Source organism: Archangium sp., assembly GCF_057119385.1.
Genome location: NZ_DBNGVP010000146.1, coordinates 1 through 20,133, shown reverse-complemented (window position 1 = coordinate 20,133; position 20,133 = coordinate 1). Strand labels below are relative to the sequence as shown.

The following is a 20,133-nucleotide window of genomic DNA, read 5'->3' as shown; positions in this document are numbered from 1 at the left end:
CGCCCCTTCCGGTCCGTGCTGCGAGGTCATGGCGTGCTTTCCCCACACGAAGAGGCCCGGGAGGGTACGTCCAGGCGGGCGGCACACTGTACCCGCGCTTTCCGGGAAGGCCCCCGGCGCTCGCTCGCCTGGCCGCCGGTCCCCGCGTTCGCCTCCCATCCCCGGAGGTCAGTGATGACGTTCGTGGAGTGGACAACCAGCCAGCGTGGGTCCGCCGGGCCCGCGCGCACAGGAGTGAGCCATGAGCATCCGCGACGACAAGAAGAACAGGAACATGGCCGGGGCGGAGGACGCGGACACGAAGAAGGCGGGCAGGAAGCTCACGGACGAGCCGGGGCCGGACTTCCGGGTGGCCTCGGGCGGTGAGTCGGAGGAGGAGCACGCCTTCACCACGGACTCGCCGCGCTGGGGCTCGGAGGGCGAGTCGCGCGAGGAGCGCGGCTATCCGCGCGAGGGTGGCGAGGACATCGTTCCCCCGCGCAAGTGAGACTCAGAAGTGAGACTCAGTTAGGGGCCTCGGTGGGCGCCACCAGGTGCTCACCGTGGGCGTGCTCGCGGGCGTGGTGCGAGGAGAGGAAGCGGCGCACGAGCGAGCGCGTCAGCAGGCCGCAGCGCTGGCCCTCGGCGGTGGCCTGGACGGGCAGCGCGTCCACGTCCTCCTGGTCCATGAGCACGAGCGCGTGGGCCAGGTTGGTGTCGGGGGTGAGCAGGGGCACCTTGCGGGCCAGGTCGCTGGCGACGAGCATGGAGTGCAGCTCCTCGTCGCGCCAGATGTCGCGGAACTGGTCCACCTGGACGATGCCGTAGAGCTGTCCGTTCCCATCGAGCACGGGCAGGGTGCCGCTCTCGGTGGTGAGCACCTGGTCCATGAGGGGGCGCAGGTGCATGTTGGCGGGCACGGGGGCCAGCTCGCGCATGAGGGCGCTCACGGGGGTGGAGGACAGCAGCTCCGCGTCCGTCTGCGGCTTGGGCGCCGTGCGCTCGGAGAGGTAGTGGCAGAGCGCGGAGGCGATGGTGCACGTCACCATGAGCGGCAGGATGATGGCGTGGTTCCCGCTCAGCTCGTAGAGCATCATCATGCCCGTGAGGGGCCCCCGGGTGAGCGCGGCCACGGCACCGCCCATGCCGACGATGGCGTAGGCGCCACTGGGCCCGGTGCTGGCGGGGAAGACGGAGTGCACCAGCGTGCCGAAGGCGCCGCCGGCCATGGCCCCCATCACCGCCGAGGGGAAGAACGTCCCGCCCGAGCCTCCCGAGCCCAGCGAGAGGGCGGTGGCCACCAGCTTCACCGTGCACGCGGTGACGAGGAACATGAAGCTGAGCTGCCCGATGGCCGCGAGGTTGATGTACGCATGCCCGCTGCCCCACACGGTGGGGTTGAGCAGGGCGAGCAGGCCCGCGCACAGCCCGCCGCACGCCGCGCGCAGGGACAGGGAGCGCTGGCCGAGCCACGCCGACAGCCGCTCGCCCGTGAATCGCCCGGCGAAGAAGTCCTCGGTGCGGTGCAGCAGCCGCACGAAGGCGTACGCGAGCAGCCCGCAGATGAGCCCCAGCACCCCGTAGAAGACGACCTCGAAGCCGCTCACCAGCTGGTAGTCGAGCCGGTGGATCATCGGCGCCGCGTCCATGGTGCCGCGGCTCACCAGCGAGCCCGCCACGCTGGCGAGCATGATGGGCGAGAAGACGCGCAGCTCGAACTCGCGCAGGATGATCTCCATCGCGAAGACGGCCCCGGCGATGGGGGCGTTGAAGGAGGCGGAGATGCCGGCCCCGGCGCCGCAGGCCAGCAGGATGGCCAGCTCGCGGCGGGAGAAGCCCAGCGTGCGGCCCACGGTGGAGGCGAACGCGGCGCCTCCGTAGACGATGGGGCCCTCGCGTCCGGCCGAGCCTCCGCTGCCGATGGTGATGGCGCTGGCCACCAGCTTGAGCAGGCCGAACTGGCCGGGCAGCTCCTGGTTGCCCTTCACCGCGCGCACCACCTCGGGCACGCCGTGGCCGTGGGTGTGGGGGTAGTCGCGCAGCAGCCGCCCCACCACCGCTCCGCCCAGCGGCGGCGCCAGCAGGAAGACCCACCAGGGCAGGTGCGGGAGGATCTCCGTCACCTCGTGCGCCTTGCCGAAGACGCGGTTGAGCGCGGTGAGCGCCACCAGCGGGTAGTAGAGGGCGAGCGCGCCCAGCACCAGCAGGGCCAGCAGGCGCAGCCGGCGCTTCACCTCGTCCCGCGGTCCTCCGGGCTCGATGATGCGCACCAGCAGCAGCGCCCCGAGCGCCAGCGGCAGGCCGATGATGGCGAGCTCCAGGTGCCAGTTCGTGGTGAGCAGCGTCTGCCACACCGGCACGAGCGTGCGCGAGCCGGGCCGGCGCAGGGCCTCGCCGAGCCACGCGCTGCTGAAGGTGATGCCGCTCACCAGGCCGATCAGGTTGACGAAGATGCCCGCGGCCAGGCCGCTGTAGAGGCCCACGATGGCCCCCGCGACCGGCAGGACCGACGGACCCGGGAGGTGGATCCGGTTGGAGGCCTGCAGGCACGCGTGGAGGAAACGCCGCAGGGCCTCGCGAAGCGAAGCGCGGGTGGGGGGCGGAGGCTCGTCCTTCATTTGGTGCCCCTACTATTCACCCACGAGCGGAGGACTTCAAGGTGCTTGAAGATTCAACAGTGCGGGCTACCCGCCGTGCTACTCCAGAGGGCCTCGGAGGGAGGTTCACCGCGGGACTGGCGGGGCTCCGAGCCCGCTGGCCAGCACACAGGAGGCTCCATGCTGAAGGCAGGGGACGTGGCACCGGACTTCACGGTGCGCGATCACACCGGCAGGACACACCGGCTGTCGGACTACAAGGGGAAGACGGTGGTGCTGTGGTTCTACCCGAAGGCGGACACCCCGGGTTGAACGGCCCAGGGTTGCGGGTTCCGCGACCAGAGCAGGCAGTACGAGGAGAAGAACGCGGTCATCCTGGGAGTCAGCTTCGACACGCCGGAGGAGAACAAGGCATTCGCGGAGAAGTTCAGCTTCAACTTTCCCCTGTTGTGCGACACGGACAGGAAGATGGGGCTCGCCTACGGGGCCTGTGACGACGCGAGCGCGGCCAACGCGCGGCGGGTGGGCGTCCTCATCGGTCCGGACGGGCGGGTGATGGCCTGGTATCCGAAGGTGGATGCCCGGGCGTTCCCGTCGCAGGCCCTGCAGCAGATATAGCCGGGGGTTGATTCGGAGGACCACGGGGCGTGCCCGGGCCAGCGACCCGGGCGCGCCCTTCGTTTTTCAAGGCGCGTGGTTGGAGGTGGGCAGGCGGGAGCGCACCAGCAGCGCCAGTCCGCCGAGCAGGAGCCAGGGGCCCACGTGCGAGGCGGCGAGGTGCGCGGCGCTCCCATCCGGGCAGTGCACGTGGAGCAGGAGCAGGCCCACGGCGCCCGCGGAGAGTCCCGCGGCCACCGCTCGCGCCGGGTGGTAGGCCGAGCGCCGCAGCATCACCAGCGCGGACAGCAGGGGCAGCGCGGACAGGAGCATGTGCGTCCGCATGCAGCCGATGGCGCCCGCGAGGAAGCTCTTCACCGCCAGCCCCGAGCCGCCCAGCACCACGGACAGCGCCACCACGGCGGTGCACGTGCCCAGCAGGCCCCAGGCCACCCGCCGCACGGGGGCGAGCGCCACCACCGCTCCGCCCACCATGGCCAGCACCACGAGCACGGCCAGTCCCGCCACCACGCCCGGCGGCGCCGAGTTCAGCATCAACCCCAGCGGCGTGAGCGCCAGCGCGCCGAGCGCCGTGAGGCCCACGTACGCGCCCACCAGCACCAGCACCTCGCGCCACCAGGGCGTCGGTATCGGTCGGGCGGCCAGCTCCTCCAGGGCCCGGGCCGGCACCGTCACCTTCACGGCCGGGGCCTCGGCCGGGGCCTTCACGGGCTCCAGCGCGTCGAAGCCCTCCACCAGGGCGCGGCACTCCGCGCACGAGGCCACGTGCGCGGCCAACTCCGGAGGGAGGGGCTGGCCCAGGGCGTCCAGCACGCGCGAGCACTCGGGACTCATCCGTTCGTCTCCTCCCTGAGGGTGGCCAGCAGCTCTCGCAGCCGCGCGTAGCCCCGGTGTGCCCGCACCTTCACGGCCGATTCCGTGAGCCCCATCGACTCGGCGATCTCCGCGAAGCCCATGCCCTCGAAGCGGTGCAGGACGATGGGGATGCGCTGGCCCTCGGGCAGTTGCTCCAGGGCCCGCTGCACCGCGCGCTCGAGCCCCGCGTCCCGGGGGCCCTGTGCCTCCACGGGTACGCTGGTGGGCAGCTCGCCCTCGTCCGTCAGGTCCTCGGGGCGCTTGCGCCGCTGCCAGTCCCGGGCCGCGTTGGTGGCGATGGCGTACAGCCACGGCTTCACCCGCGCGCCCTCCTGGAAGCGCCCGCGGCCCCGGACGAGGGACAGGAAGGTCTGCTGGGACAGGTCCTCCGCCGCGGCGGGGCTGCCCGTCAACCGCGCCAGGTAGCCGTGGATGGGCCGCGCATAGCGCTGGAAGAGGGCATCGAAGGCCCGGGAATCGCCCTGGCGGAAGCGCGTCATCAGTACCTCGTCCGACTCACCGGCGGCCGGGGAGGTCGCGGGTGCATCGGCGGTACGCGCGGGGGCGGTTCCTGGTTTCAACGAAGGAGGCGTCACGGGCGGGGTGCAAACCCTACCCCAGCCCGGAGCCTTCCGGGTGCTTCCCTGCTCGCCCTACTGGCGCTTGAACAGCGCCTGGGGCGTGGGCGCGGAGGTGGGCAGGCTCTCGGCCGCGGTGGCCAGGGCCTCGCGCATCTTCTCCTCGGCGGCCTTCATCTTCCCCTCGGCGGCCTTGCGCTGGGCGGCCAGGGGAGCGAACCAACGGCTCGGCGGGTTGAGTGCCGCCCGGTCCTCGGCCGAGTACTTCAGGTACGAGTACTTCGTCTGCTCGGAGGGCAGCCGCAGATCACTCACGAGGCCCACCCAGGAGAGCGCCTTGAGGGAGTAGTAGCTGAGGTCCACCTCCCACCAGAACCAGCCCTGGTTGGCGGTGTTCTGGTGGAAGTGGTGGTTGTTGTGCCACCCCTCGCCCAGGGTGACGAGGGCGAGCAGCCAGTTGTTCTTGCTGGTGTCCGTCGTCTTGTAGCGGCGCTTGCCGAACACGTGGCTGAGCGAGTTGATGGTGAAGGTGCCGTGGTAGAGCAGGGTGGTGCTCACGAAGAAGCCCCACACCAGCATGGAGAAGCCGCCGATGAAGTAGAGGGCCGCGGCCAGCAGCACGGGCGGCACCACGAAGAAGCGGTTGAGCCACACCAACTCCGGGAAGCGCGCGAAGTCCTTGATGCTGTCGTAGCGCGTCTCGTTGTACTTGTCGCAGAGGATCCACCCGGCGTGGCTCCACCAGAAGCCCTTCTGCAGGGGCGAGTGGATGTCCTGCTCCTGGTCCGAGTACCGGTGGTGGTGCCGGTGGTGGGCCGCCCACCAGAGAACACCCTTCTGCGTCGCCAGGGTGCCCGCCAGCGCGAGGAAGAACTGGAAGCCACGGCCGGCCTTGTAGGCGCGGTGGCTGAAGTAGCGGTGGTAGCCGGCGGTGATGCCCCACATCCGGAAGATGTACAGGCCCACACACACCGCGACGTCCACCGGCCTGGCCCCCGTGTAGAACACGAAGAGGCACATCAGGTGCACGCCCACGAAGGGAATGGACGACAGCCAGTTGATCTTCTCTTCCTGGACGGGCGCGGTGATTTGAGCGGTCAAGGGTGCCTCGGCTGGAATCAGACCGAGCGGGAATGTGCTCAGTCTCCTCCCGCATCAACACCCCCCCGTGTCATGGCTCTGTCAGGCCGACGCAGATTTCTGGAGGTCCGCCACCCAGTGCTCGAAGTCCGGGTGGCCATGCAGTGGGGCGAGGTCCTCGTCGGAGGCCGCGTAGGGGCCGTCGTGGAAGCCCAGCTCCGTGGCGCGTCGCAGCATGCGCATGGCGTCATTCAGGTGACGCGCCCGGGCATGGGCGCACGCCGCGTCATAGGCCAGCCGGGACGAGGCGACGTGCGCGAGTCCCGCTTCGCAAACCGCCGCCGCCTCCGAGTAGGCCCCGCGGATGAAGAGGGGGCGCTGGGCACACAGGAAGGCGGCCTCGAGGTCCACCCCCGGCAGCCGCAGCGCCTTCTGCGCGCGCTCCGAGCGGATGAGCGAGCCCGCGTACTCGTGCATCACGGTGCGATCGTGCGTCTCGTGCCAGGCCATCTCCCACAGGGCGAGCGCGCGCAGCTCGTCGCCGATGAGGGAGAAGGCGGCGGCGAGGGCCTGGGTCTCCACGGGCCGGCGGCGCACCTGGGAGAAGTGGTCGAGCGCGGCGCGGCCCTGGCCATTCTTGAGGGCGGCCCAGCCGAGCAGGTGGTGGGCGCGCGAGGCGAGGTCCGGGGTGCACTGCTCCGAGTCGAGGATGGAGAGGCCGCGCTGGCGCACCTCGTCCAGGCGGCCACCGGCGAGGGCCGCCTGGGCCTGCTGGAGCTCCAGCTGGAGGGGTGGGGGCACCACGCCCGAGGACACCTTCACGTCCCCGCGGAACACGGCCAGCACCAGCCGCAGCGCGTGCAGCCCGTACATGCCGAAGAGCACGGCGAGCAGGGGGATGGGCCGCTCCAAGGCGAAGGCGAAGGCCATGACGGCCAGGCACAGCACGAGCGCCAGCAGCTGCGCGCCGATGAAGCCGGCCTGTCCGAAGAAGCGGGTGGCCAGGGCGCTGACGATGGTGCCCCCATCCAACGTCGGGACGGGGAGGAGGTTGAAGAGGGCCCAGAAGATGTTGGCCACGCAGAACCAGGAGATGAGCACGCGCGCGGACTGGGCCTCTTCCGGCAGTCCGTAGCGCTGGAGCCCCAGGGCCCCCAGGGCCAGCAACAACCCGGAGAGAGGGCCCGCGGCGGCGATCATCGTCCGTTGGTGCCAGGGGATGGGGGTGGGGGAGTTGGGCCGGGTGGTACCCCCCAGCCAGAGCAACGTGATGCTCGGCCGGTAGCCGAAGGCCCGGAGCATCACCGCATGGCCGGCCTCGTGGCCGAGCGCCGACACGAAGACGATGAGCATCCACACGAGGACGACGAGCAGGGCGGCGCGCAGGGACCCGGGGCTCCCGGGCGCCTGGACGAGCTGGTTGTAGGGCCAGAAGTCCATGTGCGGCGCCGCCGGGCTCTCCCGCACCGTCAGCACCATGAGGACGCCCAGCAGGGACGAGACGAGCAGGTGCGAGAGGTGGACCTCGATGGGGATGGCCCCGAGCCGGAAGCGCAACATGGGGCCGACCTTAACCAAAGGAGGACGGCCGTGCAGGCCAACACCTGGACCCTGGAACAATCTCCCTGATTCGCTAGGTTCCCCCGCCGCCATGCCGCGCATCGGTCCCTACACGCTGCCCAACCCCTTCATCCTCGCGCCCATGGCGGGGGTGAGTGAGAAGCCCTTCCGCGTCATCGCCTTCGGCATGGGGGCCGCTCTCTGCCCCACCGAGCTGGTGAGCTCCCAGGGCCTCATGCGCACCAACCAGCGCACCCTGAAGTACCTCCGGTACGACCCGGAGGTGGAGCGGCCCTACAGCCTGCAGATTTTCGGGGGCGAGCCGGAGGCCATGGCCCGCGCCGCCGTCATCGGCAAGCAGTACGGGGCGCAGATGATCGACATCAACATGGGCTGCCCGGTGAAGAAGGTGACGAAGAACGGCGCCGGCAGCGCCCTGCTGTGCGAGCCGGACCGGGGTGCCGCCCTGGTGCGCGAAATCCACGCGGCCACCGGCCTGCCCGTCACCTGTAAAATCCGCTCGGGCTGGGACGAGCACAGCCGCAACTACCTCCAGGTGGCCGGCAAGCTCTTCGAGGCCGGGTGCGCGGCGCTCGCCATCCACCCGCGCACGCGCGCCCAGGGCTACGCGGGCAAGGCGGACTGGAGCGTCATCGCGGACCTCAAGCGTCACTTCCCGGACAGGCCCATCATCGGCAATGGCGACGTGAAGACGCCGGAGGACGCCCGCCGGATGCTGGAGACGACGGGCTGTGACTTCGTGATGATTGGCCGCGGCGCGCTGGGCAACCCGTGGATCTTCCGCGAGCTGCTCGGAGGCCCGCCGCCCACGCCCCAGGAGCGCTGCGAGCTGGTGCTGCGCCACCTGGCCGCCCACATCGAGTTCGTGGGCGAGGAGCTCGCCGCGGTGCGCTCCTTCCGCAAGCACCTGGCCTGGTACGGCCACGGCCTGCACGGCGCCGCGCTCTTCCGCTCCGAGGTGAACCAGCTCGACACGGCGGAAGCGGTGCGGGACTCGGTGAGGCGCTTCTTCGGCTCCGCCCACGTGGATCCGAATGCCTCCGAGGGCGAGCAGGACGTCGACTATCGGGCCGCGCTCGGCTGAACGCCCGCTTGCTCGCACCCGCGACACCCCTGTAGCGCCCGCGTTTTCGCGCGTGCGCGCCGGAGAAGGTCATCTCGTGAGCACTCCGCGAGCACGTGCGCGCGGACGCCGATGCGGGTGCGCGCGCGGGCCGCGTCGCGTGTGCTCGCGCGGTGCCGGTGGCGCTCGAGGAGACGGCCGTTTTCCCTCGGAGCGGCGCGAAACGCGGCGGAGGCCGAGAAATCGGCTCGCGCGAGGTCGGAGCAGGTGGGTGTGGAGGCCGATGGAGGCACTTCGAACGCGCGCGATGCCGAAAAATCGGCGCGCCACGCGTTGCACTACATCACCATGCGTTGACACACTGGCAAGGCATCTCTACCATTCACCACAAGCACTCCTTTGCGAGTGCAGGCCCCACTCCCGGTGAGTGGAGGTGGAGTTGAACCAACGGAGGGTTTAGATGGCCGCGAAGAAGAAGACCGCGAAGAAGGCGCCGGCGAAGAAGGCCGCCGCGAAGAAGACCACCCGCAAGACCGCTGCTCCGCGCACCGCGAAGAAGGCGGCGGCGAAGAAGGGCGCGGCGAAGAAGGCCCCGGCCCGCAAGAGCACCCGCCGCAAGAGCGCGGCGAAGGCCCCCGAGGCCACCCCGTCCGAGGGCTAGACGTAGGCCAGTGACTTCGCGCAGTTTGAACGGCTCGGCGGACTTCCGCCGGGCCGTTCTTGTTTTTTTCCGTCAGGAGGACTGGGGTGTCACTGAGATCCTCGGAGTTGGAGCAGGTGGTGGCGGAGGTGTCCGCGCAGCTCGCGGGCGCGGTGGTGCAGAAGGCGTGGTGCCCGCTGCCTCGCCTGGCCTACCTGGAGCTGCGGGTGCCCGGGCGCTCCGTCCTCCTGTGCCTGTGCGCGGAAGGAGAGCTGTCGCGCCTGTCGGTGGCGGAGGATCGCTTCCCCACGCCGGGCGAGCCGGCGCCCTTCCAGCGCTGGCTGCGGCAGGAGCTGGTGGGCTTCAAGCTGGCCGGGGCCGCGTGGCGGGAGGCGGAGCGGGGGGTGACGCTCGACTTCCAGAGCGAGGACACCCGGCGCCGGCTGGTGCTGGAGCTGGGCTCGCCGGGCGGGCTGATGCTGCTGACGGAGGCGGGCCGGGTGCTGATGCTCTCCGGCGAGGGCCTGGCGCAGCGGCGCTCGCTGCACCCGGGCGCGCAGTGGACGCCTCCGGAGCCGCTGCCCGCGGAGGCGCTCGCCAAGGCGAAGGCGGCCCCGTCGCGCCTGCTGCCGTTGCCCGGGGACTTCCTCGTGCACGCGGAGGCCGCCGAGCGGCTGATCGGCCCGAAGGACAAGACGAGCCGGGCCGAGTCCATCCGCCGGAGGCTGGCGCTGCCGTACCGGGCGAGGCTGAAGCGCTCGGGACGCACGCTGGAGAAGGTGCGCGCGGAGGCGGCGCGGGGGCCCGAGGCCGAGCGGCACCGGCAGCTGGGCGAGCTGCTCACCCAGAACCTCTACCGGCTGAAGCGGGGCGTCACCGAGGTGACGCTCACGGCGTACACCGAGTCGGGGATGGAGGAGGTGCAGGTGAAGCTGGACCCGAGGCGGACGCCGAAGGAGGAGGCGGACTGGCACTTCCACCAGTACCGGCGGCTGTTGAGGGGCGTGGAGCACGCGCGGCAGCGCGAGGCGGAGCTGGCGCGCGAGGTGGCGCACGCGGAGGCGGCGCTGAAGCAGCTCGAGGCGTTGGACGAGGCCTCGCTGCTGGCTCAGGCGGAGGTGCTGCAGCTGACGGCGGCGGAGGAGGGCCCTCCGGAGGCGAGACCCTTCAAGGAGTACGTGGGGCACGGGGGCCAGCGCATCTGGGTGGGGAAGGGCGGCGAGGACAACGACACGCTCACCTTCAAGGTGGCGAGGCCGTACCACCTGTGGCTGCACGCGAGGGGGCTGCCGGGCAGCCACGTGGTGGTGCCGCTGGAGAAGGGGGTGGAGGTGGCGCAGGAGGTGCTATTGGATGCGGCGCACCTGGCGCTGCACCACTCGGGTGCGAAGGGCGAGCCTCGGGGTGAGGTGAGCTGGGTGCCGGTGAAGTTCGTGAAGAAGGTGAAGGGGGGCGCACCGGGCCGGGTGCAGTACACGCGGGAGAAGACGTTGGTGGTGCGCCTGGAGCAGGAGCGCCTGGACCGGTTGCTGAAGACGCGCGGAGGCGAGGCGCCGCCCGTCCCATGAGCGTGAAGCCCCCGATAGGGCCTCCCGGGGGCCCGGTCTGTGCCCGCTGTCCGGTGGTGCTGGGGGCCTCGTGCTGCGAGGTGAAGGAGGACGAGCGCCTGGCCACGCTCACGCGGGCGGACATCGAGCGCATTGTCGCGCACACGGGGCTGTCCCCCCGGCGCTTCGTCGCCGAGGAGTACCTCACGCACGAGGAGGCGGCGGAGTACGAGGCGCGCCGTCCGCTCTACCGGGGCTACTTCCGCAAGGGGCCGGTGCGGCTGACGCTGGCCACGCGCGCGGGCGCATGTGTCTTCCACGAGAAGGGGAGGGGCTGTGGGCTGCCCGCGGACGTGAGGCCGGTGGCCTGTCGGCTCTACCCTTTCGAGCGCTGGCCGGACGGGAGCTGGAGCGTGCAGGTGAGCCGCTACGGGGACCTGGCCGAGGCGCGAGCGGGCGGAGGCGCATGCCTGGGAGTGGAGGAGGCCGGGAGCATGGAGGACGTGCTGGCGGCCTTTGGCACGACGCGGGAGTCGGTGGAGTCGCTGGGTGAGCGGCTGGCGGAGGAAACGAGGGCTCACGGGCGGGGTTGACGGGGCGACGCTGGGCAGACGAGCGGCTTGCACCGGCCTTGAGTCCGGGAGGCCACTGGGTACGATGCCGTCCGCGTGTCGTCGCTCCCGCCCCACCATCAGATGCACCTCTTCCCGCGCCCTCCCGTTCGTGAGGGGGGCACGTCCCTGCCCACGCGCACTCGCGCGGTGGAGTCCTCCAACCGTCTGGCCACCGCCCTCCACGAGGAGGAGGTGCCGGTCGCGGAGAACTTCCACCGCGAGAACGCGGCGCGGAGCCAGCAGCAACTCCCTGGCACGGCCACCCGCGAGGAGCTGTGGGCCCGGGCCGAGGCACTGGCCTTCCGGCTGTCGGCGGACCTGCGGATGCCGGTGCGGCTGGCGGTGACGGACAACCGCTCCACCATGGTGTCCTTCCGGCGCAGCGCCAACGCGCTGCAACTGCGGCTGCACCACATGTTCCTGGACGCGCCGGAGCCGGTGGTGCGCGCGGTGGCGGACTACGCGGGCCGGGGCAACCGCCTGGCCGGCGGCGTGCTGGACGACTACATCCGGGGCCAGCAGCCGCGCATCCGCCAGGAGCGCCACGCGGCCGAGGCGGACCTGGAGCCCCGGGGCCGCTGCTTCGATCTGCAGGTGCTCTTCGATCAGCTCAACCGCGTCTACTTCCACGGCAGCATCCAGGCGCGCATTGGCTGGGGCCGCATGCCTCCCCGGCGGCGGCGCAAGTCCATCCGCCTGGGGGTCTACGACCATCAGACGCGGGAGATCCGCATCCACCCCGGGTTGGATCGCCCCGAGGTGCCCTCGTACTTCGTGGAGTTCATCATCTTCCACGAGATGCTCCACCAGCTCTTCCCCAGCTCGAACGGGACGGGCCGCCGGGTGCATCACCCTCGGGCCTTCCGGGAGCGGGAGAAGGCCTTCCCGCTCTACTCCGCCGCACTGCGTTGGGAGCGGGAGAACCTGAACCTGCTGTTGCGGGGCTGAGACACGGTTCCCTGCTCGCTGCTTTACCAATTTACCAATCGAAGGGCGTGTGCGGACGCTGCTTGACCCTACGCATCGCCCGACCCAATCCTCTTTTGCCCATGCGACGCGCGAAGATTGTTTGCACCCTTGGTCCGGCCTGCCAGAGCCAGGAGATGCTCGAGGCCCTCATCGAAGCCGGAATGGACGTGGCCCGGCTCAACTTCTCTCACGGCAGCCACGAGAACCACGCCGAGAACATCGAAAAGCTGCGGAAGGCCTCACTGAAGGTCCGCAAGGCGGTGGGTATCCTGGGAGACCTCCAGGGCCCCAAAATCCGCACCGGCCGCTTCATCACCGGCAGCACGGAGCTGAAGGAAGGCGGCGAGTTCCACATCACCACGGACGAGACGGTGAAGGGCACGGATGAGATCGTGTCCACCACGTACCCGTTCCTGGCGGCGGACGTGAATCCGGGAGACCGCATCCTGCTGGATGACGGCCTGTTGGAGCTGCGGGTCCTCGAGACGGACAAGAAGCAGCTGATCCGCACGAAGGTGATTCACGGCGGCATCCTGAAGAACAACAAGGGCATCAACCTGCCGGGAGTGGCGGTGCGCGCGGACGCGCTGACGCCGAAGGACCGGGAGGACCTGGTGTTCGGCATCAAGGCGGGAGTGGACTTCCTGGCGCTGTCGTTCGTGCGGCATCCGGCGGACATCGACATGGCGCGCTCGGCGATGGCGGAGGTGGGCCGCTCGGTGCCCATCATCGCGAAGCTGGAGAAGCCGGAGGCGATTGCCCGGCTGGACGCCATCCTGGACAAGACGGATGGCGTGATGGTGGCGCGAGGTGACCTCGGCGTGGAGATTCCGCCCGAGGAGGTGCCGTCGGTGCAGAAGGACATCGTGCGCCGGTGCAACATGAGGGGCCTGCCGGTCATCGTGGCGACGCAGATGCTCAACTCGATGATCGACAACCCGCGGCCCACGCGCGCGGAGGCCAGCGACGTGGCCAACGCGGTGTTCGACGGGGCGGACGCGGTGATGCTGTCGGGCGAGACGGCGAGCGGCAAGTTCCCGCGCGAGTCGGTGGAGATGATGGACCGCATCGTGCTGGCGGCCGAGTCGACGATGCGGGTGCAGGGGCTGCATGCGCCGGCGGAGTCGCCGGTGGGGTTGCCGTCGCACTTCCCGGACGTGATCGCGGCGAGTGCATGCTACGCGGCGAGGCAGGCGGGGGCGTCGCTGATCGCGGCGTTCACGCTGTCGGGAGTGACGGCGCGGCTGCTGGCGCACTACCGGCCGCCGGTGCCGATCGTGGCGTTCAGCCCGAACCAGGAAGTGCGGCGCCGGCTGGCGCTCCTGTGGGGCGTGGTGCCGCGGATTCTGGAGCCCATCCAGGAGACGGAGGCGATGGTGCGCCGCGTGGAAGAGGAGCTGGTGGCGCGGGGCCTGGCGCAGAAGGGTGACCGCGTGGTCATCGTGTACGGCGCGCCGGTGGGCCAGCCGGGCAAGATCAACAGCCTGCGGCTGCACACCATCGGAAGCTGAAGCCGCATCCCCTCCCTCTCCCTCTGGGAGAGGGTCGGGGTGAGGGTCTACGGCGCGCCTACCCGCGGAAGTCCTTCAAGGCGCGCTTGGGCACCTCGGCCTCGACGAAGATGCGGAACAGCTCGTTATCGAGCTGTCCGCTCTGCACCTCGCGCTTGAGGATGTCGAGCGCGAGCTGATGCGGGACGGCCTTCTTGTAGGGCCGGTCGCTGGCGGTGAGGGCGTCGTAGATGTCCGCGATGGACATCATCCGGGACTGCACGGGGATGGTGGGCTCGGGGATGGCGCGGGGGTAGCCGGTGCCGTCGAGCTTCTCGTGGTGCGCGTAGGCGATCTCCGGCACGCGGCGCAGGGTGCGCGTCCACGGAATCTGCGACAGGAAGCGGTAGGTGTGCTCGACGTGGCTTTCGATCTCCCGGCGCTCCTCCTCGGAGAGGGTGCCCTTGGCGATGGAGAGCGATTGGATCTCCCGGTCGAGCAGCAGGGGCCGCTCCTGGCCGAAGGAGTCCTCGAAGCGCAGGTGGCGCAGCTCGTGGAGCCGCTCGAAGTTGCCCTGGGCGAGCACCGTGGGCCGGTTGCAGGTGAGGACGAACTCGAGCACCTCGTCCAGGTGCTTGAGGTCCTTGAGGAGCCGCTCATCCTCCTCGGCGTCGATCTCCGCCATGTGGTGCGTGCCGCGCAGCTTCACGGCGGCGAGCCGGCGGCGGTAGCTCTGCAGCTGCAGGTCCTTGCGGGCCAGCTGGAATCGGGAGCGCAGCCCCTCCATCTCATGGGGGTAGAGCTTCTCGGCCTTGACGAGCACGGGCTCGCGCACGCCCACCTTGCCGAAGTCGTGCAGCAGCGAGGCGTAGCGGACCTCCTGGAGCTCGGTGGCGGTGAAGCGCGTGTGGGCATAGGGCCCGGTGTGCACGTGCTCGAGCGCGCGGGCCATGGTGACGGTGAGGTCGGCCACGCGGCCCGAGTGACCCGCGGTGGTCGGGTCTCGCGACTCGATGGCCACCACGGAGGCGGAGACGAAGCCCTCGAAGAGGCGGTTGATCTCCTCGTGGAGCAGGGCGTTCTCGATGGCGCCAGCGGCCTGGGCGCCCAGGGCGAGCAGCAGCTCCTCGTCCTCGGAGTCGAAGGGGCGGCCACTGAGCTTGTTGAGCGACTGGATGACGCCGGTGACCTCGCCATTGGCGTCGCGCATGGGCACGCAGAGCACGCTCTGGGTGCGGTAGCCGCTGAGGGTGTCGAAGGTGCGGTTGAAGCGCTCGTCGGCGTAGGCGTCCGGGAGGTTGATGATCTCCCCCGTCTGGGCCACCTGTCCGGCGATGCCGCTGCCCACGGGCAGACGGATTTCGTTCTTGGAGCCCTGGGCCACCTTGCTCCACAGCTCGTTGCGCTCGCGGTCGAGCACGAAGAGCGAGCACCGGTCCGCCTCCACCACCTTGCTGGCCTCGTAGAGGATGAGGGGCAGCAGCAGGTCCAGGTCGCGCTCGGCGCTCATGGCCTTGGTGACGTCCAGGATGGACGTGAGCTTCTTGAGGCGCCGGGTGAGGTCTGGAGGAGCGGGCGGGGTCTGTGGAAGCACCGGATAGAACTCCAAAGGGCGGCGGCGCACGGCCTGGGAGTCATCTTCTTAGCACGGGAAATGCGTGGATCGCCCCTCCCCCCCTGCTCGCCCGCCCTCCAAGCGGGTACCGCCGGGGAGCGGAAGTGGCTATGTAGCGCTTCATGACCCGCCGCGTGCTCGTGTCCCCCTCGCTCCTGTCCTCCGATTTCGGCCGCCTGGCCGAGGAAGTGCGCGCGGTGGAAGCCGCCGGAGCGGATTGGATCCACGTGGACGTGATGGATGGGCGCTTCGTCCCCAACATCACCATCGGCCCGGTGGTGGTGGAGGCCATCAAGAAGGCGGCCACCCGGCCGCTCGACGTGCACCTGATGATCGTCGAGCCCGAGAAGTACATCGACGCCTTCGCGAAGGCGGGGGCGGACATCCTCACGGTGCACGCGGAGGCGTGCACGCACCTGCACCGGGTGATTCAGCAGATCCGCCACGCGGGAGCGAAGCCGGCGGTGGTGCTCAACCCGGCCACGCCGTTGTCGGCGGTGGAGGAGGTGCTGGGAGACGTGGAGATGGTGCTGCTGATGAGCGTGAACCCCGGCTTCGGGGGGCAGAGCTTCATCGCGCCGACGGTGGACAAGGTGCGCCGGCTGCGCGCGATGATGGATGCGCGAGGGCTGTCCACGGACATCGAGGTGGATGGGGGCATCAACGCCGAGACGGCCCGGCGGGTGGTGGAGGCCGGGGCCACGGTGCTGGTGGCGGGCTCGTACGTGTTCGGCTCGAAGGACCAGGCCGCGGCCATCCGCTCGCTGCGGCCCTGAGGGCGAGCCTCGGGCTCAGTGGGCCGCTTGGGTGACGCCGGCCATCCGGGCCACCCGGGTCATGAAGGTGTGGTCGAAGGGCTTCACCTCATAGGCGTCGGCGCCGAGCTCGAAGCACACGTGGCGGGTGAACTGGTCCTCCACGCCACTGAGGATGACGACCTTGCAGTCGCGCGTCTGGGGGTCCTGCTTGAGCTGGGCGAGCAGGTCGCGGCCGTCCTGGTGCTGATGGATGTCCAGGATGATGACCGCGGGCCGGTGTCGCCTGGCCAACGAGAGGACATGGGTGGAAGTGGTATCCGCCACCGAGGCGAGGCCGGAACGGCGGGCCTCCCGGGTGAGGGCGGACACAACGAGCGGCTCGTCATCGGAGATCAGGACGACAGGAGGAAGCATGGGACCCCGGGGTGCCTTCGCTGTACGGGGGAGGGCCAAGCAAGGGGTGTTCCCGAGGGGTTCGCCTGGAAAGTGGGCCGGTTACGCGAGCGGAGGCCGGGTCTGGGGCGCCTCGGGGGTCCTGGAGAACCCCTGGAGGGCTTCCGGAATGAAAAGCTGATCCAAGGACGTTGACTAGGCCGGGCGGGTCTTGTACATCCCCGCCCACTTCGACGGTCCGAGAGCAGTTCCGTCGAGGCGCAGAACGGTATCGGGGAGTGGCTCAGCCTGGTAGAGCACTTGGTTCGGGACCAAGGGGTCGCAGGTTCAAATCCTGTCTCCCCGACCATCAGAAGGGCGCGGAATCCTTGGAGAAATCCTCGGGTCCGCGCCCTTCGTCTTTCCGGGATCCAGAGGCCAGCGGCAAACTCGCGGCAAGCGGCGAGGGTTCACCTCCGGCGGCCCCTGGGATGACTCGGCTGGGGCTGGCCCGGGCGCTGCGAAGTCGAGCCACACTCCTGCTCAATCGAGCAACAAGCCCTCGACCCCCATGAGAGTGGGGGAACTCCACTGGCCCCGATGGTGCGGCGGCTGCACGCCGCAACGCCCCTCGTGCAACTCGCTGCCTGGTTCCGCCGCTGCCTTTCCTTCCCTCAGCTCAACTGATCTCAGCGCCAGGTGCGCCAACGGCGCCCTCTGCGCTGCGGTGGGCTATCGCCAAGGATTCCCGGTACTCACGCGCCTCTGCCGCCATCGTGAATGCTGCCTGGAGTCCTTTGGCCGCCACGAGATCCCGCAGTTCGAGGACAGAAACCCGGAAGAACTCCTTCCTGAGGTTGACTCGATTGATCCTTCGATCTTCGAAGTGCTTGTGAAGCTCGCGCTCCAGGCCGGGTGCGTCGTCGGTCGTGATCATTGCATGCACGTCGAACTCGAATGGAACGGACGCATCACCCAATTCGTAAATGCGATCCATCGGGTCGAGGCGGCGCGTCATGCCGATCTTCAAGATCCCATCCCCGAAGGACCCCACGTTCGAGATGACATACACGTTACCGGAACGTGTCTGCTCGGCCATCGACTTCGCTCTGAGGTTCTTGGCTTCTGTCTCCGCCAGGCGTTGGTTCAACTCGTCGACCTTCTGCTGGAAGCGAGCACGCTCTTCAGCTGACGCGGACTCGACCTCGGAACGCGCCTTCTCCAGTGCTTTGGCCAAGACCTCTTCCTCCTTTTGCGCCTCCTTCATGACGCGCTCCGCTTCGCGTCGCGCCTTCTCTTCTTCACGAATCTGCTCCTGGATCCGGCGCTGCTCCTCCCTCTCACGAAGGCGTAGTTCCTGAGCAGTGACTGCCCACCTCAGCTCTTCCAGCCTTGCCGCCAGATACGCATCCAGGATTCGTGCATTTCGGAATGCCTCTCCGTTCAGGTTGACCAAGGCGAAGGCGTCCCGAATCTCCTGCTCGAGCGTCCCGTAATTGTCGCTCCTGGTTCTAGAAAGAACTCCATCCACGCGACCATTGAACGCGTCTATGACGAATCGGATTGCGACTTCCTTCCGTTTGGCTTCCGCATAGTCACACTCCGCGGCGTGGCCTTCCTCTACCATTCGCCGGGACTGCTCCCGGGCCGACTTCAACTTGACTCCTGCCTCCAGATGACCAAAGTCCGAAGCCAGTTCATCGAGAAGGCTTCGCGTCGGAACGACGTACTTGTCTCCATAGCCGTCGATCACGTTACGGATCGCGCGAATGGCCTGCTCCAACGCATCCTTCTCTCGCAGGGCGATGTATGCATTTCCCGCAATCTGCTCAGCGCTCTTGTGAGCTTCGTCCAAGATTCTTCGCGCATCTTGGGTTGCCTTACCGAGGAGGGAGTCCGCCTCTGACCGCAGTTCCTTGAGTTTGTTGCTTGCCTCACGAAGTTCGATTTCGCTTCGGGCTTTGGATGTTGCGGAAAAGGTCTCGGCTTGCTGTTTGAGCGCACTTGCGAGTTTGATCGCCTCGTCGAGAACTCGTTTGGTTTCCTGTTCCGCGTTCGCGAGCCCTCGGAACCTCAACAGGGGTTCGAAGGTCGCCATCGCCTTTCTGAATTCCTCTTCGAAGTGGGCGCGTATCCTCTCTGTTTCGGCTTGCGCGTTTTCCCGCTCGCGCGACAACTCCGCGTCCACGTCATCGAGCCTTTTGCGGACCTCCCGCTTGAGACGCTCCCGTTCGGCAAGGGAGTCGGCCCGGACCTTCGTGAGTTCCTGTTCGGCTTCCGATAGTGACCGCTGGGTCTTTTGCCACCGCGTGCGCAGCACGAACGCCCAAATCGCAACCGGGATGAATCCGAAACCGCATACGATGAATATCAATCCAAATAGGACTTCCATGATGAGCCTCCCCCAAGGTGTCTACTCGAGTTCCTCGAGGAGCAGATTCGCGGTTTCGATGATCGCCTGAAGCGAACTGGCGGGTTCTGTGAAGAGAACGTCTGATGGCGAGAAGGCGACGATGGGTTGGAATGCGCCGGTGCGACGAGAGGCCTTGAAATTCGTTCGAGTTTGCAGTCCGTCCAACGCGTCCGATGGATCGAGGGTATCGAACGGTAGACCCTCCATCTGCTTTCGGTGAATGATCGTGGAGAGTACGGGGGAAAGCGCCGGGAGCCCGTCCGCCGAATACGCCGTGATGAGGACTGCCTTCACCGGCAGGAGCGCATGAACCTCACGTGCCACTCGCAAGACCAATGAGCACACGTAGTCCTGGTAGAGTTCGACGAATTGGATGCGAGGCATGGCCTTCGTCGACAGCTTGCCGGTCGAGGTCAATGTTTGAACCTCAGGAGGTAGAATGGCCGAACCCTGGGCCGTAATCTTTGCCTCCACCAGATGGGGCGAGTGGATTTCGAAATCCACTGCAATTCCGCCAGGAGGTGCCATGGAGTTATAGGAAATCTCCTGTAGGACGCGCCGGTAACTTTTAGAGTCCCCCTGAAGGATACCTTGCGCCAATGCACCGGAGTCGGCCTGCTCCAGTACTTCCTCCTGGAATGCTCGTTGTGCGGAATGGAACCGGTCTGAATCCTCCGCCACGGCAGACGCCATGTTCGGCAATTGTGCCGAGGGGACCTCGAAAAGGGAGAGGAGACGGGTTCGGCGGTCGGCTGAGCGTTCCGCCCAGTGGGTGGGAGTCACCGGCGCAGGAGGCAGACTGGCCGCGAGCGCTCGCCAATCGATCGGAGCGCTACAGGCCTTGTGCGCCGACTTCAGTTCCTCGATCCGCGCATCGCTCTGCTCCGCGGATTCGCGCGCAAGGCGCAGCTGATTCTGTCGCTCTTGTTCTTTTGCCTCCCTCTTTCGCGTCGACGCGTAGGAATCGCGGCCCATCATTTCCCCCTTCGGTCGCCCATTGGCTGATGCACCTTCAGTCTCCAGGCTACCCGCAGCGTGAGTCCTGGGAAACTGGCCAAGGACTGGACATCGCAGCAGGCGGCCTGATGGCGGATCCAGAGTTCCGCAAAGCCCAGAACCATAGGCGGAATGGGGGCCCTGCTTGAGGGGGCGGGCTGGTGCAAAGGGGTTGAGAAGGGCCGCTGGAAGGTGACGCGCGGGCTGTGCGCCGGGCCGGAGAAGAGGGCATGCCGCCCCTCTTGTTGACGCGCAAGCTGGTTGATGGGCGCGTGAGCGAGCTGGGTGATGGGCATCACGCCGGTGGTGGTGCGCCACGGCGGGTGATGGGAAGGCGACGAGCCGCCACCCGGGAGAGTGGCGGCCCG

At 68.6% G+C, this 20,133-nt stretch carries 18 protein-coding genes and 1 tRNA gene; 10 read left to right on the top strand and 9 right to left on the bottom strand.

Annotated features, from left to right (window positions below):
• Positions 1–241: 241 nt before the first annotated feature.
• The gene (locus AC16DP_RS34785) at positions 242–487 is read left to right on the top strand and encodes a hypothetical protein (RefSeq protein ID WP_329731346.1); all 246 of its coding nucleotides are present in this window, start codon (positions 242–244) and stop codon (positions 485–487) included.
• Positions 488–503: 16 nt separating this feature from the next.
• Here AC16DP_RS34785 and AC16DP_RS34780 read toward each other — a convergent pair whose 3' ends face one another.
• Positions 504–2,597 (bottom strand): chloride channel protein, encoded by a 2,094-nt coding sequence (locus tag AC16DP_RS34780; protein ID WP_329731345.1) that lies wholly within the window; start codon positions 2,595–2,597, stop codon positions 504–506.
• Between the two features lie 159 nt (positions 2,598–2,756).
• Between AC16DP_RS34780 and AC16DP_RS34775 the strand changes: the two genes are divergently transcribed.
• Entirely contained in the window at positions 2,757–3,194 is a 438-nt protein-coding gene (locus AC16DP_RS34775) for a peroxiredoxin (protein WP_329731344.1), read from the top strand.
• Positions 3,195–3,260: 66 nt separating this feature from the next.
• Here AC16DP_RS34775 and AC16DP_RS34770 read toward each other — a convergent pair whose 3' ends face one another.
• The 4 genes from AC16DP_RS34770 to AC16DP_RS34755 all read right to left on the bottom strand — a co-directional run bounded on the left by AC16DP_RS34770 (position 3,261) and on the right by AC16DP_RS34755 (position 7,267).
• Positions 3,261–4,028 (bottom strand): DUF1109 domain-containing protein, encoded by a 768-nt coding sequence (locus tag AC16DP_RS34770; RefSeq protein WP_329731343.1) that lies wholly within the window; start codon positions 4,026–4,028, stop codon positions 3,261–3,263.
• Positions 4,025–4,549 (bottom strand): RNA polymerase sigma factor, encoded by a 525-nt coding sequence (locus tag AC16DP_RS34765; protein ID WP_329731342.1) that lies wholly within the window; start codon positions 4,547–4,549, stop codon positions 4,025–4,027. Before AC16DP_RS34765 ends, AC16DP_RS34770 begins: the two co-directional genes overlap by 4 nt.
• A gap of 153 nt (positions 4,550–4,702) precedes the next feature.
• The gene (locus AC16DP_RS34760) at positions 4,703–5,647 is read right to left on the bottom strand and encodes an acyl-CoA desaturase (protein WP_329731362.1); all 945 of its coding nucleotides are present in this window, start codon (positions 5,645–5,647) and stop codon (positions 4,703–4,705) included.
• Between the two features lie 162 nt (positions 5,648–5,809).
• A complete protein-coding gene (locus AC16DP_RS34755; RefSeq protein ID WP_329731341.1) occupies positions 5,810–7,267 on the bottom strand; it encodes a site-2 protease family protein in 1,458 nt (485 codons plus the stop codon).
• A gap of 91 nt (positions 7,268–7,358) precedes the next feature.
• Here AC16DP_RS34755 and dusB point away from each other — a divergent pair, with 91 nt between their 5' ends.
• The 6 genes from dusB to pyk all read left to right on the top strand — a co-directional run bounded on the left by dusB (position 7,359) and on the right by pyk (position 13,632).
• Entirely contained in the window at positions 7,359–8,372 is a 1,014-nt protein-coding gene (gene dusB, locus AC16DP_RS34750; protein WP_329731340.1) for a tRNA dihydrouridine synthase DusB, read from the top strand.
• Positions 8,373–8,811: 439 nt separating this feature from the next.
• Positions 8,812–9,012, top strand: coding sequence for a hypothetical protein (locus tag AC16DP_RS34745; RefSeq protein ID WP_211276586.1), 201 nt, complete (start codon positions 8,812–8,814; stop codon positions 9,010–9,012).
• A gap of 86 nt (positions 9,013–9,098) precedes the next feature.
• Positions 9,099–10,559, top strand: coding sequence for an NFACT RNA binding domain-containing protein (locus tag AC16DP_RS34740; RefSeq protein ID WP_329731339.1), 1,461 nt, complete (start codon positions 9,099–9,101; stop codon positions 10,557–10,559).
• Positions 10,556–11,131: a YkgJ family cysteine cluster protein gene (locus AC16DP_RS34735; protein ID WP_329731338.1), complete on the top strand. Its 576-nt coding sequence runs from the start codon at positions 10,556–10,558 to the stop codon at positions 11,129–11,131. Before AC16DP_RS34740 ends, AC16DP_RS34735 begins: the two co-directional genes overlap by 4 nt.
• A 75-nt stretch (positions 11,132–11,206) precedes the next feature.
• On the top strand, positions 11,207–12,100 hold the full coding sequence (locus AC16DP_RS34730) for a hypothetical protein (RefSeq protein WP_329731337.1): 894 nt from the start codon (positions 11,207–11,209) through the stop codon (positions 12,098–12,100).
• 101 nt (positions 12,101–12,201) lie between these two features.
• A complete protein-coding gene (pyk, locus tag AC16DP_RS34725) occupies positions 12,202–13,632 on the top strand; it encodes a pyruvate kinase (RefSeq protein WP_329731336.1) in 1,431 nt (476 codons plus the stop codon).
• Positions 13,633–13,690: 58 nt separating this feature from the next.
• Here pyk and AC16DP_RS34720 read toward each other — a convergent pair whose 3' ends face one another.
• A complete protein-coding gene (locus AC16DP_RS34720; RefSeq protein ID WP_329731335.1) occupies positions 13,691–15,205 on the bottom strand; it encodes an HD domain-containing phosphohydrolase in 1,515 nt (504 codons plus the stop codon).
• 143 nt (positions 15,206–15,348) lie between these two features.
• Between AC16DP_RS34720 and rpe the strand changes: the two genes are divergently transcribed.
• Positions 15,349–16,002: a ribulose-phosphate 3-epimerase gene (gene rpe / locus AC16DP_RS34715; RefSeq protein WP_329731334.1), complete on the top strand. Its 654-nt coding sequence runs from the start codon at positions 15,349–15,351 to the stop codon at positions 16,000–16,002.
• 15 nt (positions 16,003–16,017) lie between these two features.
• On the opposite strand, the gene AC16DP_RS34710 is transcribed toward rpe, so the two are convergent.
• Positions 16,018–16,398, bottom strand: coding sequence for a response regulator (locus tag AC16DP_RS34710; protein WP_329731333.1), 381 nt, complete (start codon positions 16,396–16,398; stop codon positions 16,018–16,020).
• A 251-nt stretch (positions 16,399–16,649) separates the two neighbouring features.
• Here AC16DP_RS34710 and AC16DP_RS34705 point away from each other — a divergent pair.
• Positions 16,650–16,726, top strand: a tRNA-Pro gene (locus AC16DP_RS34705).
• A gap of 309 nt (positions 16,727–17,035) precedes the next feature.
• On the opposite strand, the gene AC16DP_RS34700 is transcribed toward AC16DP_RS34705, so the two are convergent.
• Both AC16DP_RS34700 and AC16DP_RS34695 read right to left on the bottom strand, forming a co-directional pair.
• On the bottom strand, positions 17,036–18,748 hold the full coding sequence (locus AC16DP_RS34700) for an SNIPE associated domain-containing protein (protein ID WP_329731332.1): 1,713 nt from the start codon (positions 18,746–18,748) through the stop codon (positions 17,036–17,038).
• Positions 18,749–18,769: 21 nt separating this feature from the next.
• A complete protein-coding gene (locus AC16DP_RS34695; RefSeq protein ID WP_329731331.1) occupies positions 18,770–19,747 on the bottom strand; it encodes a hypothetical protein in 978 nt (325 codons plus the stop codon).
• Positions 19,748–20,133: the final 386 nt, after the last annotated feature.

What these genes read in the sequence shown, in the direction of transcription:
- AC16DP_RS34785 (WP_329731346.1), top strand. Translation starts at nt 242, where the DNA reads ATGAGCATCCGCGACGACAAGAAGAACAGGAACATGGCCGGGGCGGAG.
- AC16DP_RS34780 (WP_329731345.1), bottom strand. Translation starts at nt 2,597, where the DNA reads ATGAAGGACGAGCCTCCGCCCCCCACCCGCGCTTCGCTTCGCGAGGCC.
- AC16DP_RS34770 (WP_329731343.1), bottom strand. Translation starts at nt 4,028, where the DNA reads ATGAGTCCCGAGTGCTCGCGCGTGCTGGACGCCCTGGGCCAGCCCCTC.
- AC16DP_RS34765 (WP_329731342.1), bottom strand. Translation starts at nt 4,549, where the DNA reads ATGACGCGCTTCCGCCAGGGCGATTCCCGGGCCTTCGATGCCCTCTTC.
- AC16DP_RS34760 (WP_329731362.1), bottom strand. Translation starts at nt 5,647, where the DNA reads ATGTGCCTCTTCGTGTTCTACACGGGGGCCAGGCCGGTGGACGTCGCG.
- AC16DP_RS34755 (WP_329731341.1), bottom strand. Translation starts at nt 7,267, where the DNA reads ATGTTGCGCTTCCGGCTCGGGGCCATCCCCATCGAGGTCCACCTCTCG.
- dusB (WP_329731340.1), top strand. Translation starts at nt 7,359, where the DNA reads ATGCCGCGCATCGGTCCCTACACGCTGCCCAACCCCTTCATCCTCGCG.
- AC16DP_RS34745 (WP_211276586.1), top strand. Translation starts at nt 8,812, where the DNA reads ATGGCCGCGAAGAAGAAGACCGCGAAGAAGGCGCCGGCGAAGAAGGCC.
- AC16DP_RS34735 (WP_329731338.1), top strand. Translation starts at nt 10,556, where the DNA reads ATGAGCGTGAAGCCCCCGATAGGGCCTCCCGGGGGCCCGGTCTGTGCC.
- pyk (WP_329731336.1), top strand. Translation starts at nt 12,202, where the DNA reads ATGCGACGCGCGAAGATTGTTTGCACCCTTGGTCCGGCCTGCCAGAGC.
- rpe (WP_329731334.1), top strand. Translation starts at nt 15,349, where the DNA reads ATGACCCGCCGCGTGCTCGTGTCCCCCTCGCTCCTGTCCTCCGATTTC.
- AC16DP_RS34710 (WP_329731333.1), bottom strand. Translation starts at nt 16,398, where the DNA reads ATGCTTCCTCCTGTCGTCCTGATCTCCGATGACGAGCCGCTCGTTGTG.
- AC16DP_RS34700 (WP_329731332.1), bottom strand. Translation starts at nt 18,748, where the DNA reads ATGGAAGTCCTATTTGGATTGATATTCATCGTATGCGGTTTCGGATTC.
- AC16DP_RS34695 (WP_329731331.1), bottom strand. Translation starts at nt 19,747, where the DNA reads ATGATGGGCCGCGATTCCTACGCGTCGACGCGAAAGAGGGAGGCAAAA.